Here is a 13,697-nt window from a genome sequence, read left to right as displayed (position 1 = left end):
ATTTTTACGATTTACGCCACATTAATTCAGATTAACGTTTGGCTCTTTCATGTACTGGAAGAACTCGCTGCTCGGGTCAACCACAAGGATGTCTCCCTTGTTGCTAAAGCTCTTCTCATAGGCTTGCAAAGAACGTAAGAAGTTATAGAACTCAGGCTCTTTATTGAACGTGCCTGCATAAATGTTCGCCACTTCTGCGTCTGCTTCACCACGTGTTACACGGGCCGTTTTTTCTGCTTCAGCAAGAATGGTCGCCACTTCAAGTTCAGATTGAGCACGGATAACTTCCGCTTTCTCACGACCTTGAGAACGGTGACGACGAGCTACGGTTTCACGCTCTGCACGCATACGCGCGTAGATTGATTCACTGATCTTGTCTGGCAGGTTGATTTTCTTGATACGAAGGTCAATGACTTCAATGCCGATATCGTTAGCACTGGCTTGAACTTCGTCCAGAACGTCTGCCATCACTTGCTCGCGCTTCTCAGAGACAATCTCTTTAATGGTCTTAGAACCGATTTCTGCGCGAAGGCCATCAGACACTTTACGTTGCAATAGCGCTTCTGCAGTCAAACGATTACCACCACCTGTAGACAGGTAGTACTGACCGAAATCTTGAATACGCCACTTAACGTAAGAGTCGATGATCACGTCTTTTTTCTCAGACGTTACAAAGCGATCAGACTGGTCGTCCATAGTTTGAATACGCGCATCCAAGATCTGTACACGGTCAAAAAACGGAACTTTGAACTGCAGACCTGGCGGGTAAATTTTCGCCTGATCATCATCAGCTTTCAAAATTCGACCAAAACGCAGCACAATGCCTCGTTCGCCTTCATCAACCACAAACACTGACATCAAGCCGCCAACGAGCGAAGCAATAATCAGAGGGATTAACAATTTACGCATAATTAGTATCTCCCCTGACGCGTTGTCGATTGACGAGAGTTTTGAGTCGCTGGCGCCGTCGTACCAGAGGTTTCCAATTCAATACCATAATCCATCGCGTTGTTATCAGAAACAGCACCCGATGACTTAGATTGATTCATCAGCTTATCAAGAGGTAAGTACAACAAGTTGCCACCGCCTGCTTGTGAATCGATCAGTACCTTACTGGTGTTACCATAGACTTGTTCCATGGTTTCCAGATAGAGGCGATTACGCGTCACTTCAGGTGCAGCCTGATATTCAGGAAGCAGCTTTTCAAACTGCGCCACGTCACCTTCAGCTTCATTGACGGTTTTCTCACGATAACCCAACGCTTCTTTCTTCAGACGCTCAGCACGACCGGTTGCCTTTGGCAAAATGTCATTACTGTAAGCTTCTGCTTCTTTGATGTAGCGTTCTTCATCTTCTCGCGCTTTGATTGCATCATCGAATGCATCCTGAACTTGTTCCGGTGCTCGCGCACCTTGTAAGTTCACATCAACAACCAAGATACCCATGTCGTAGCGATCGATAATACGGTTAATTTCCGTCTGAGTTTTCGTACGAATTTCTTGACGACCCGTGGTCAGAATGTCATCCATCACCGCATCACCGATAACTGCACGCAGTGCAGAATCTGTTGCTTGGCGTAGGCTGTCATCAGCATTGGTCACTGCGTATAGATATTTCTCTGGATCAGCAACACGATACTGAACATCCATATCTACGCTCACCACGTTTTCGTCTTTGGTCAGCATTTCGCCTGAACTACGCAAAGAGCGAATCGCTTGAACATTGACGGTAGTAACGTCATCAATGAAATTTGGTTTCCAGTTCAAACCGGGTTGCACAATGCGGTCGTATTCACCGAAACGCAAAACAACACCACGCTCGGCTTCACCAATAGTGTAAAAACCTGTCGCGCCCCAAATAACCACACCCACAACGGCGATGACGCCCAAACCAGCAGCACTGCTGCCAAAAGATGGTCCTTTGCCTTTACCGCCACCCAACAAACCATTCAGTTTGCGGCTTAGTTTACCGAAGACCTCATCAAGGTCCGGCGGTCCTTGGTCACGACCTCCGCGATTACCCCACGGATCTTTGTCCTGACCGCCATTATTTCCTGGCTCATTCCACGCCATTAGAGCACTCCATCAATATGATATGACGATAGTTTTTATACTGTAACAATCAGTCAATGACGATAAAATCGTCTAACTCATTGCCTTCCCGTTTTCTTAACCTTAGCCAATCGGCTTGAGGTAAGCGCACATCAATCAGTAAATGTCCGTCTTGATCGTATTCTTCATGCAAAATACAACGCAAGCGACAGAATTTACTGTGCATTCTGCCAATCGCCGCAGGTGGAATACGTAAGCGATAGCTTACCATAGTCCCCGACAGCCTTTCGGTCAGCGCCTCAAAAAGAAGATCTATACCCCGATCTGCAAGAGCGGATACCCAAACAACACGTGGGATACCGTCTTCATCACGCTCGATACGCGGCAATGCGTCTTCCATGTTGTCGATTTTGTTCATCACCAACAAGGTAGGCACTTCATTCGCATCGATCTCTTCCAGTACTTCATTGACAGCATCAATGTTCTCCCGGAAGCGCTCATCACTCGCATCAATGACGTGAAGCAACAACGTCGCTTCTTGCGTCTCTTTCAACGTTGCTTTAAAAGCCGCAACTAGATCATGGGGGAGGTGACGAATAAACCCAACCGTATCGGCCAAAATAACGTCACCAACATCATCAACCTCAATCTTCCGCAATGTTGGATCGAGCGTGGCAAACAGCTGATCGGCTGCATACACACCCGCTTCCGTGATGCGGTTAAACAATGTCGATTTACCCGCATTGGTATACCCCACTAGCGATACCGTTGGCACTTCCGCACGATTTCTCGCACGTCGACCCTGTTCTCGCTGCTTGGCCACCTTCTCAAGTCTACGCAAAATAGCTTTGACACGATCACGTAGCAAACGACGGTCAGTCTCTAACTGACTTTCACCTGGCCCACGCAAACCAATACCGCCTTTTTGGCGCTCTAGGTGCGTCCAGCCGCGAATGAGTCGAGTTGACAGGTGACGAAGCTGCGCAAGTTCTACTTGCAGCTTACCTTCGTGGGTACGAGCACGTTGTGCAAAGATATCGAGAATGAGGCCAGTGCGATCAAGCACACGACATTGGATTAATCGCTCGAGGTTTCGTTCCTGCGCAGGTGATAATGCATGGTTGAATATCACGATTTCCGCACCGGTCATCCGGACTGCATCTGCGATTTCGAGGGCTTTGCCTTCACCAACGAAGTATTTGGAATGCGGGGATTGACGGCTGCCAGTAATTGTCTGCAACCGCGTCACCCCCGCTGACGATACCAGCAATTCGAGTTCGCTGAGATCTTCCCATTCACCTTGTTGAGTAAAGTTGATATGAACTAAAACAGCCTGTTCACCGGCTTCATAACGGTCAAACAAGCGATCAACTCCTTACCAAAGGATTGTTACTCCTCAGTCTTATCTTGCTGACGCTCGCCTGCTGGGCGGTCAGTAGGATTATTATGATGATGATTCACTGGGCGAGCAGGGACCACGGTAGAAATCGCATGCTTGTACACCATTTGGTTGACGGTATTTTTCAGCAGGATCACGAACTGGTCAAAAGATTCAATCTGGCCCTGAAGTTTGATGCCGTTGACCAAGTAAATGGAAACCGGTACTCGTTCACGACGCAGTGCATTGAGAAATGGGTCTTGTAAAGATTGCCCCTTAGCCATTTTTAATTTTCCTTATTGGTTTGTAGTTGTATTAGCAACAAAAAGATCAACAACGCCGCTGACAACAATCCCAGTATACCCTGCTCAATCTGTGATCAGGTTAAACACTTTGTGACTGTTTGTAACGATAACGGCACGTCGTCGCTATCAAGCCATGTCAAATTATCCCAGCTACGAAGCCAGGTGATTTGACGCTTGGCTAACTGACGGGTGGCACACACACCGCGATAAACTGCATCATCAATAGAGCAGCTACCCGCCAAATAATCCCACATCTGTCGATACCCTACGCATCTGATCGACGGTAGATCTGGATTCAGATCACCACGCTCATACAACGCACGAACCTCCTCTTCGAAGCCCGCTTCCATCATCATTTGGAAACGTAACTCGATTCGGCGATGCAGGTCTCCCCTTTCCTTAGGGGCTATAGCAAACTGGTGAACCTCATATGGCAATGGTTCACCTTTGGTTTCGGTCAACTCAGTGAGAGTTTTACCCGAAATACGAAAAACTTCCAGCGCTCTCGACAATCGCTGAGGATCATTCGGATGAATCCTCGCTCCTGCGACAGGATCTATACGGCACAGCTCATCATGTAGCGACTGCCAACCTCGTGTTTGCGCTTCCTGCTCAATAGTAGCTCGGATCAATTGATCCGCAGGGGGCAAAGGTGACAAACCTTCCAATAATGCTTTGAAGTAGAGCATCGTACCACCAACTAAAAGCGGAATTCTCCCTTTTGCGACAATATCCGCCATTTCCTTCAGAGCATCTTCACGAAAATCTGCAGCTGAGTAAGCTTCTGATGGATCGCGAATATCAATCAATCGGTGTGGTGCTAGCGCGAGTTCTTGTCCATCCGGCTTTGCCGTACCAATATTCATATCGCGGTAAATGAGAGCGCTATCGACACTAATAATGTCGACGGGGAATTGTTGCCTCAGCGCAATCGCTAGCGCTGTTTTGCCCGATGCAGTCGGACCCATTAAAAAGATTGCCTTGGGCAAAGCGTTAGTCATGTTTGAATGCTTCTATTGCCGCTGCCACGTCAACCGGACGTAACAACGTTGAAAAATACCCTGCTAGCTTATCCTGCCAACAGTGTTCTAAGTCAGTGATCAGTGTAATCGCTTGTGACAACCCATAGGCGTCTGTTTTTTGCGTCGCTTGCGTTGCTAACCAATCGGCAAGTTGCCCCACAGAAATCGGGGCTTGATCCTCTTTATTTGCTAGAACAGCCAAAAGTGCAGGAACGAAGTGCTGTAAGTTGTGCTTACGCAACGCCTGACAGACAGCCATGACCATGACTTGCGTGGCCGATTTTTTACGTATCACGATACCAAACTGTTGGAGCAAATCATCATACTGTGCCAACAATGCAATTTCTTCGGCTGATGCCGGTAATGCCTGCGGGATCAGCAACGGCTGGGCTTTCAACCCTTCAGAAGATGCTGCTCTCATCTGACCTAACACCGCTAAATAAGCCGCTGTATCCAAATCTAATAATGCAAACCCGTCAAAGCGTTGCAGTAGCAAATACTTCGATGAAACCACAGCCAATGCCTTGCCGAGCCCTTTGTCGACATGTCCCACGGAAATAGGCGTTGCCGTGTTCGATGTGGTCGTCACCGGTGTCGTTGAAAAAGCTTTCGGGGCTTCCGCCACGGTATTAGCGGGCACAACGGGCGTTGTCATCAGTTCTTTATATACCCGCTGCTCGCGTTGAGATGGAGGTGTCTCACCAAAGGAGGCTGTACTAGCACCACGCGAAGAGGCACGCCCTGTTGATTCATAGTTTGATGAATATTGCTCGCGACTTTTACCTGCCGTTTCAGGTTGTGGTCGCCATGCTGTCGCTGAAGACTCTGAGTAGTCTGAGGCAGCTGAATGCGCACTAGGCGATCTCGACGATGCATGCCCGCGAGGCTCAACCGTTGATGCTCCAAAATGCGATGCACTTGAGTTATCAGCGATGCTTGGAGAAGATGCCACGTCAGCTTGATCTGGCGTCGCGTCATGTTCACTTGCGAATGTGGACGCAGATACCATCTCTGGTGCTTGCTCTGCAGCTACCTGCATCAGCGCATCAGCGACGGCTTGGTAGATGAAGTCATGGACTAATCGTGCTTGGTGAAAACGCACTTCATGTTTAGCAGGGTGCACGTTGACGTCGACTTGATGCGGGTCAATGTCGATATAGAGCACATAGGCTGCAAACTGATCAGGACGCAGCGATGCTTCGTAGCCTTGTCGAATCGCATGATTGATGAGCTTGTCCTTCATCATGCGTTGATTCACAAAACAATGCTGAATATCATTTTGAGCGCGCGCACCTTCAGGGGTGCAAATCCACCCACGTAACGTTAAGCCTTGATGCTCAAGACTTACCTCTACGGCAGTCTTCACAAACGCGCTGCCACATACCGCAGCAAGGCGACGTTCACGCTGACTGTCATTGTCTGCAGCTCGATATTGGCGAACCACAGTGCCGTTATGTCTCAGCGTGATCGCCACATCAAAACGACTCAACGCAATGCGTTTAAGCAACTCATCAATATGACCAAATTCGGTTTTATCGGTGCGAAGAAATTTACGGCGAGCTGGCGTGTTGAAAAACAGGTCAACGACCTCAACCGTGGAGCCAACCGGATGCGCGGCAGGTTTTAGCTGAACCGCCATATCTCGCCCTTCAGCATAAGCTGACCACGCCTCCGTTTGCGCTTGTGTGCGAGATGTCAGCGTCAAGCGAGACACCGAGCTAATACTGGCCAGCGCCTCTCCACGAAAACCAAGGCTGATAATGGCTTCAAGATCGTCTAGACAGGTGATTTTTGACGTTGCATGGCGACTAAGCGCTAACTCTAGCTCGTCCTTGTTGATACCCGAGCCGTTGTCACGGATACGGATGAGCTTGCTACCACCTTTCTCGATATCCACATCAATACGGGTAGCGCCTGCATCAATACTATTTTCAACAAGCTCTTTCACCACAGAAGCAGGCCGCTCAACAACTTCGCCCGCTGCAATCTGGTTAGCCAGACGAGCAGGTAATATCTGAATTGCCATGATTAGCTCCCGGGAATAATCAAGGTTTGGCCAACCGCCAGCTGATCAGAACGTAACTTGTTGGCATTGCGAATACTGTCTATCGACACACCGTAGTTACTGGCGATTTTACCCAGATACTCTCCGCGCTTCACTTTGTGCTGTTTTTTCTTTGGCTTAATACCAACAATTTTCAACTTTTGACCAATCGCCAATTCATCAGATCGCAGCTTATTGGCACTGCGAATGCTGGCAATGGTAACGCCGTATTCTGTGGCAATTTTACCCAAAAACTCCCCACGTCCCACGGTATGAACTTTGGTTATCGTTCTCGATGTTGTCTGCGTCACCGCTTTAGCACTTGATGTTGTATTGGAGGTTTTTGATGACAAGGCCGTCACGTTCACATCAGGCACAGTCAATACCTGACCAATGCGTAATGACGTTGATTTAAGCCCGTTCGCTGCTTTAATCGCTGACACAGAACTGCCGTATTTCTTCGCAATAACCGACAATGATTGACCCGTTGTAACTTTGTGCTTAATGCCATTTTTACGCGCAGCTATCAAAGTGCCATCAGGAGGAAAGTCCTCAAAATATGTCAGTACCCCTTTGAATACAGCATTGGCAATTTTTTGCTGATGGCTGGAGCTAAGTAGCAACTTTTCTTCTTTAGGGTTAGTAATGAAACCTGCTTCCACCAGCAACGAAGGGATATCTGGCGATTTTAGTACCGCAAGGCTCGCATGCTCTGGGCTAGATTTATGCAGTTTCGTGACTTTACCCATTTCTTTTAGTATTCGGGTCGCAACGTCAAAGCCTTCTTTTTGCGAATTACTAAATTGCAGATCCAAAACCGCACGGCTGAGGTATTCATCTTCGTTGTCATCTAACAGTGCTCCCCCACCAAGCAAGTTCGATTGCTCTTCGTGTTTTTCGATCCAACGACCGATTTCACTGTTGGCGCGGCGACGAGACAACACCCATACAGACGCGCCGTTTGGCTGAGGTTTATGAAAACCATCAGCATGGATAGACACCAATAGGTGTGCACCATGCTTACGAGCAATCTCGGAGCGCTTATTCAAATCAACAAAGTAATCACCATTTCGAGTGAGCACTGCTTTAAGCCCAGGCGTCGCATTTATCTTTTTGGCCACGCGACGAGCGATAGAAAGGGTGACGTGCTTTTCATATTTACGTCTAGGCCCAATCGCGCCGGGGTCGTTACCGCCGTGGCCAGGGTCTAACGCAATAATAATGTCGTCGGTGCCAAACGGCAGTGCCGCTTGTGCTTCTGTCGGCTGAGGTTTTTTCACGACAGGCTTAACAGCAACTGCTTTTGCGCTGTGTGGCAAATCGATAACAAGACGGTGCCCATATTCACCACCAGGAGCGAGGGCAAAAATACGCGGAAGGCTTTTATTTTTCAGCTCAAACACAAGCCGATAATCCCCTTTTTTGGCGGGATTACTTTTGCGTATCTTGGTGAGGATTTTGCTGTCTTTGACCTCTTTGGGGAGTTTCATGCCCAAAGAAGTATCTTTAAGATCGACCACAAGGCGATTAGGCTTGGTGAGTGTGAAAAACGTGTAGGAAGGCTCACTCGCCATATCCATCACCACGCGAGTTTCATCAGGTGCTGGCCAAATACGCACATTTTCAAGTGAATTTGCCCACGCTGAGGTCATGATCCCCAACCATACGATGATCCCTACTAACACACCCCGCCAACGCATAACTCTATTTCCACTCCAAACTATCAATCAGGGTTTCGCCGACCGCAGTATTTGCTATAACCTGCACCGTACGTTGTTCACCGTTATATTTCAGTGTGATATCGAGATCAGGTTCTGGCAACATGCCTTCACCTTTTTCCGGCCATTCAACCAAACAAAGTGCGTCAGGTGTGAAGTAATCACGGATCCCCATGAATTCGAGCTCTTCGGGATCAGCCAAACGGTAAAGATCGAAGTGGTAAACCTGCCAAGAGGCGAGTTGGTATGGCTCAACCAATGTATAGGTTGGACTTTTCACATTGCCGTTATGACCAAGAGATTGAATAAAACCACGAGAAAACGTGGTTTTACCTGCTCCTAAATCCCCATGCAGGTAGATGGTGGTTTGTTGTGAACACGCTGCTGCGAGTGCCGCACCCAACGCCACTGTGGCTTGCTCATCAGCAAGTTCAGTATTAAAAGTTATTGTCATGTTTCTCACTGCTTTGTTGTTTGACGGTCATTCGCCGTCAAATCTGCATTTATTCTATGTTGTTTCCAAGCAAAGGTAGCAAGTCACTGGCTAACAGCCCTCGCTCCCCATGCTGCGCAGCAATATCTGCAGCGTAACTGTGCAAGAGCGTGCCAAACCTTGCCGCCTCTTTAACCGATTGAGTTTGCGCTAAACAAGACGCTATCACGCCAGTTAACACATCCCCCATGCCTCCCGATGCCATGCCAGGGTTACCAGCATGAATCACCGAACAATACGTACCATCATAAACGATTGTGCCTGCACCTTTAAGCACCACCACACCGCCGTAACGATTATGTATTTCTTTGACGGCAGAAAACCGATCCCGTTCAATTTCTTCTACTGTGAGATCTAATAATCTTGCCGCCTCTCCCGGATGAGGCGTGAGCACCCAATGATCATAATTATGTGGGAAATGCGACAGCAGGCTTAATGCGTCTGCATCCACCACCACCGGCAACTGACTTGCCAATGCGGCCTCAAATAAAGCACGCGCCCATACTGATTGACCTAACCCAGGTCCCAGCGCAAGAACATCCGCCCAATGTATCACTGATGAAAGCGCTTGAGCGCCATCTTCTTTTTGCCATTGGCGGATCATCAACTCAGGTTGGCGGGCTAAAATGGCATTGATATGCGTCTTATCAGTTAAAAGTGCCACTAACCCCGCGCCAGTTCGCAGTGCCGCTTGACCGCATAAGATGATCGCTCCACCCATGCCTTGCTGGCCGCCAATACAAAGTAAACGCCCGCATTGTCCTTTATGCGCACTACGTCGGCGAACAGGCTGAAAATCCTTTAAGAGATTGACACCTAGCAGTGTAACTGAAGTAGGGATATGCGCTTCAAACGCCTCATGAATGCCAAGACCATCAAAAACGATGTACCCACAATGATCGGCAGCTTTCCCCGTGAACAACCCCTGCTTCAATGCCACAAAGCTGATGGTGCAGTCCGCATTGATAGCATCACCAAAAACAGAGCCCGTGTCCGCGTGCAGTCCACTAGGAATATCAATAGCCAATACAGGCGAACCGGACGCATTTATCACTTTTATCGCATTACGGTAATGACCCTCCACGGCTCGCGATAGCCCTGTTCCAAACAGCGCATCGACGATCAGATCAAACGGCTCTGATGGCAGATCAGCAGACAATATAACGCCGCTTTGTGCCAAGAATGCTTGTTTCGCGGTTCGCGCTTCTCCCGTTAATGTCTCAGGATCACTCGCAGACCACAGCACAACTTGTAGCCCCGCCTCTATTGCCAAGCGACCAACAACATAACCATCGCCACCATTGTTGCCGCTGCCACATGTGATCAGGATCTTTTTCGCTTCAGGCCAACGCTGTCGAAGCAAACAAAACGCCGCTAAGCCTGCTCGCTCCATAAGATCGTACATTTCCACACCAAGATCCGATGCGATCTTACGCTCTCCGCGCTTAACCTGATCCGATCGGTAAAGGGATTGTGGTAAACTCGCCGCCATCTTCAGTCATCCATCCTGATCTTTATGCCTAACTCTCGATCTTCATCATCGATTAATTTTGACCTGCTTGCTGAAAATATCAGGCAATGGGGTCGCGAACTAGGTTTTCAGCATATCGGTATCACTGATATCGATCTCCGTCAGCATGAAGAGCAACTTCAGCGATGGTTAGATGCGGGTTACCACGGTGAGATGGACTGGATGGCACGCCACGGCATGATGCGGGCGCGTCCACAAGAGTTGGTTGAAGGCACTATCCGCGTGATCAGTGCGCGTATGGATTACTTGCCCCCCAATGCAGGATTCGCCAAAACACTGGACGACCCATCCCTCGCTTACATCAGTCGCTACGCTCTCGGTCGTGATTATCATAAGCTGATCAGAAATCGACTCAAGAAGTTGGGCGATCGCATATCGCAAGAAGTCGGTGAGTTTGGCTATAGACCTTTTGTTGACTCCGCACCTGTACTTGAAAGGCCATTGGCTGAAAAAGCGGGGCTAGGTTGGACAGGAAAACACTCTTTATTGCTCAGCCAAGAAGCAGGGTCGTGGTTTTTCCTCGGAGAGCTACTCATTGATCTGCCACTACCCGTTGACGAGCCTGTAGAGAATCAGTGCGGCAAATGCGTAGCCTGTATCACGTCATGCCCTACCGACGCGATTGTTGGAGACACAGTCGTTGATGCACGCCGTTGTATTTCCTATCTCACTATCGAGCTCGATGGCCCCATCCCAGAAGAGTTTCGCCGCCCTATGGGTAACCGTATTTACGGCTGTGATGACTGCCAATTGGTCTGCCCATACAACCGCGAAGCAGAAGTTACACAAGAAACCGACTTTCATGGACGTTCAAGTTTGGTTCAGCAATCATTGAAGACGTTATTCAGTTGGGATGAATCAACATTTTTGAAAGAAACGGAAGGTTCAGCGATTCGCCGTATAGGCCACGAGAAATGGCGTAGAAACCTGTCTGTAGCGATGGGGAACGCACCATATGACCCAGAGATCGTTGCGCTTTTGCAGGCAGCCAAAAATTTCTCTGCTATGCTTGATGAGCACCTAAATTGGGCAATCACTCAACAGATTGAACGCAGGAAAGAAGGCGAGGTTAACGTACTACCCGCTTCCACAAAACGGTTAGTCAGAATTGTTCAGAAAGGCTTATCCAGAGATGCATAAATAGTGCAAATCTTAATAGATGTCCTCTTCATCAGCGAAGAAAGATGCAGAAATAAGACATAGGTTCACTTCTGCTGCGTAATGTGGAAAACATTTTCAGTACGCTATAAAACAGTGCATATCGACAAAGTTAAACACACTCTGTGAATAATTCCCGTGTCACATCACGCTAGGTGACAATATTGGGGATAAGCTTTTGAAAACAGCGTACACCAACAATAAAAACTCTTTATAAACATGAAGTTAAAAAAGAGAACACACACAACCCTCAGTTATCCACCGATCACCTAACGAACAGTAAATTCTGAGAAAGGTCACACCTTCATTTATTCATCAACGGCTTTACCCACAACTTGGCTGCTGTGGATAACTCTGTGAGAAACATTGAAATATGACCAGTATGCATCAGTGGCATACGAGATTTACAAAGCATTCAGATTTTATGGGCTAGACCTTGCCCTGAGATAATGCTTCACAGCATTAAAGACAACGATTCGCGGTACCCTACAGATAACTGGTACGTGTTATGCGAAGTGTTGGTGCTTGCAGATGATTAACTGCAAGAAATTTGGAGCGACACACGAGGTTCGAACTCGTGACCTCAACCTTGGCAAGGTTGCGCTCTACCAACTGAGCTAGTGTCGCATTAAAGAGCGTCCGAATGATTTCGGCAATTTCTGAAGCGAATGACAAGGTAACTTGCGTTTCGCACTTTCGACGAATCGAAAGAGTTTGAAGCAACACACGAGGTTCCCGATCTTCAAGGATTAGGTGTGACCTAAACCTTGGTAAGGTTGCACTCTGCTCGCTGAGCTAGTGTCGCATCATAGTGCCGATTTACACCGGGCTTATTTTTCACTCTTGACGAATCAAAAGTGCTTTCTCTTTTTGAAAGAGTTTGGAGCGACACACGAGGTTCGAACTCGTGACCTCAACCTTGGCAAGGTTGCGCTCTACCAGCTGAGCTAGTGTCGCATCACAGTGCCGATTTGCATCGGGCTTTTCTTTCACTTTCAACGAATCAAAAGTGAATTCTCTTTTTGAAAGAAATTGGAGCGACACACGAGGTTCGAACTCGTGACCTCAACCTTGGCAAGGTTGCGCTCTACCAGCTGAGCTAGTGTCGCAAAGATCTTTCATGATCATCAAGTGATCTTTATTTCTAATGACCCGCAAACTTTGCATGATCTGCTATCGACAAATCGATAACATCCTGTTCCACAAGAGAAGTGGAGCGACACACGAGGTTCGAACTCGTGACCTCAACCTTGGCAAGGTTGCGCTCTACCAGCTGAGCTAGTGTCGCTTAATCAAAGACAATTGTCTCTGTCAGGGCTGCGAATTATACGAAGAAAAATCAGGGATGCAAGCCTCTAAACTCATAAATTTTGAAATTTCTTCGTATCGCTTATTTTGGCATCAGATCGTAAAGATCTTACTTCTGTAGTAGCGCAGTTCTTCAATTGACTCTCGGATGTCATCCATTGCCAAATGAGTCCCTTGCTTTTGGAAGCCAGTCAGAAGATCTGGCTGCCAGCGTCTGACCAACTCTTTGATGGTACTGACGTCGACGGTGCGGTAATGAAAGAAGCGTTCTAGTTCAGGCATATGCTGATAAAGGAATCGACGATCTTGCCCTACGCTATTGCCACAGATCGGAGAAACACCTGCAGGCACCCAATCTTTAAGAAACGCGATCGTTTCTTTGATAGCTTGCTCTTCATTCACTGTGCTCGCTTTCACACGATCCACCAGCCCACTGCGAGTGTGTGTGTTCGTGCACCACTCATCCATTATTGCCAATTCATCGTCAGATTGATTAATGGCTATGACTGGGCCTTCGGCTAAAACATTAAGTTCAGCATCTGTAACAACGGTAGCGATCTCAATGACTTTGTGGACCTGTGGATCAAGTCCTGTCATCTCAAGATCAATCCAGATTAAATTCTTATCGCTGAAAGACATCCAAATTGCCTATTTTACAAATAAACCATGTATCATACTTAGCCTGACTT

General features: G+C 47.9%; 11 protein-coding genes and 4 tRNA genes. 1 reads left to right on the top strand and 14 read right to left on the bottom strand.

The genetic code is table 11. The features are described 5' to 3' along the window. Positions 1 to 21: 21 nt before the first annotated feature. The 9 genes from hflC to L4D06_RS12135 all read right to left on the bottom strand — a co-directional run bounded on the left by hflC (position 22) and on the right by L4D06_RS12135 (position 10,503). A complete protein-coding gene (hflC, locus tag L4D06_RS12175; protein ID WP_017008742.1) occupies positions 22 to 909 on the bottom strand; it encodes a protease modulator HflC in 888 nt (295 codons plus the stop codon). Between the two features lie 2 nt (positions 910 to 911). Beyond that, positions 912 to 2,072 carry an FtsH protease activity modulator HflK gene (gene hflK, locus L4D06_RS12170; protein WP_274166630.1) on the bottom strand — a complete coding sequence of 387 codons (1,161 nt, stop codon included), beginning with the start codon at positions 2,070 to 2,072 and terminating at the stop codon, positions 912 to 914. Positions 2,073 to 2,121: 49 nt separating this feature from the next. After that, a complete protein-coding gene (gene hflX / locus L4D06_RS12165; protein ID WP_429739644.1) occupies positions 2,122 to 3,414 on the bottom strand; it encodes a ribosome rescue GTPase HflX in 1,293 nt (430 codons plus the stop codon). A gap of 26 nt (positions 3,415 to 3,440) precedes the next feature. Continuing rightward, positions 3,441 to 3,713 carry an RNA chaperone Hfq gene (gene hfq / locus L4D06_RS12160; RefSeq protein ID WP_016959113.1) on the bottom strand — a complete coding sequence of 91 codons (273 nt, stop codon included), beginning with the start codon at positions 3,711 to 3,713 and terminating at the stop codon, positions 3,441 to 3,443. Positions 3,714 to 3,808: 95 nt separating this feature from the next. Continuing rightward, complete coding sequence (miaA, locus tag L4D06_RS12155) at positions 3,809 to 4,735, bottom strand: tRNA (adenosine(37)-N6)-dimethylallyltransferase MiaA (RefSeq protein ID WP_274166628.1); 927 nt, start codon at positions 4,733 to 4,735, stop codon at positions 3,809 to 3,811. Further along, the gene (gene mutL / locus L4D06_RS12150) at positions 4,728 to 6,782 is read right to left on the bottom strand and encodes a DNA mismatch repair endonuclease MutL (protein ID WP_429739641.1); all 2,055 of its coding nucleotides are present in this window, start codon (positions 6,780 to 6,782) and stop codon (positions 4,728 to 4,730) included. The genes miaA and mutL overlap by 8 nt, the downstream gene beginning before the upstream one ends. Before the next feature lie 2 nt (positions 6,783 to 6,784). Then, the gene (locus L4D06_RS12145; RefSeq protein ID WP_274166626.1) at positions 6,785 to 8,500 is read right to left on the bottom strand and encodes an N-acetylmuramoyl-L-alanine amidase; all 1,716 of its coding nucleotides are present in this window, start codon (positions 8,498 to 8,500) and stop codon (positions 6,785 to 6,787) included. A 4-nt stretch (positions 8,501 to 8,504) separates the two neighbouring features. Beyond that, on the bottom strand, positions 8,505 to 8,972 hold the full coding sequence (tsaE, locus tag L4D06_RS12140; RefSeq protein WP_429739639.1) for a tRNA (adenosine(37)-N6)-threonylcarbamoyltransferase complex ATPase subunit type 1 TsaE: 468 nt from the start codon (positions 8,970 to 8,972) through the stop codon (positions 8,505 to 8,507). A 49-nt stretch (positions 8,973 to 9,021) separates the two neighbouring features. Further along, positions 9,022 to 10,503 (bottom strand): NAD(P)H-hydrate dehydratase, encoded by a 1,482-nt coding sequence (locus L4D06_RS12135; RefSeq protein ID WP_429739637.1) that lies wholly within the window; start codon positions 10,501 to 10,503, stop codon positions 9,022 to 9,024. Positions 10,504 to 10,527: 24 nt separating this feature from the next. Here L4D06_RS12135 and queG point away from each other — a divergent pair, with 24 nt between their 5' ends. Further along, positions 10,528 to 11,682, top strand: a complete 1,155-nt coding sequence (queG, locus tag L4D06_RS12130; protein WP_420791248.1) for a tRNA epoxyqueuosine(34) reductase QueG — start codon at positions 10,528 to 10,530, stop codon at positions 11,680 to 11,682. Between the two features lie 569 nt (positions 11,683 to 12,251). On the opposite strand, the gene L4D06_RS12125 is transcribed toward queG, so the two are convergent. From L4D06_RS12125 to orn, 5 genes are all read right to left on the bottom strand, one after another. Beyond that, positions 12,252 to 12,327, bottom strand: a tRNA-Gly gene (locus L4D06_RS12125). Between the two features lie 254 nt (positions 12,328 to 12,581). After that, a tRNA-Gly gene (locus L4D06_RS12120) sits at positions 12,582 to 12,657 on the bottom strand. Between the two features lie 76 nt (positions 12,658 to 12,733). Then, positions 12,734 to 12,809, bottom strand: a tRNA-Gly gene (locus tag L4D06_RS12115). A gap of 103 nt (positions 12,810 to 12,912) precedes the next feature. Next, a tRNA-Gly gene (locus L4D06_RS12110) sits at positions 12,913 to 12,988 on the bottom strand. Between the two features lie 113 nt (positions 12,989 to 13,101). Then, positions 13,102 to 13,647 (bottom strand): oligoribonuclease, encoded by a 546-nt coding sequence (gene orn, locus L4D06_RS12105; protein WP_429739635.1) that lies wholly within the window; start codon positions 13,645 to 13,647, stop codon positions 13,102 to 13,104. Positions 13,648 to 13,697 lie beyond the last annotated feature (50 nt).

Source organism: Enterovibrio makurazakiensis (assembly GCF_050336585.1).
GTDB lineage: Bacteria > Pseudomonadota > Gammaproteobacteria > Enterobacterales > Vibrionaceae > Enterovibrio > Enterovibrio gelatinilyticus.
This window is presented reverse-complemented; position numbering and strand designations above follow the sequence as displayed.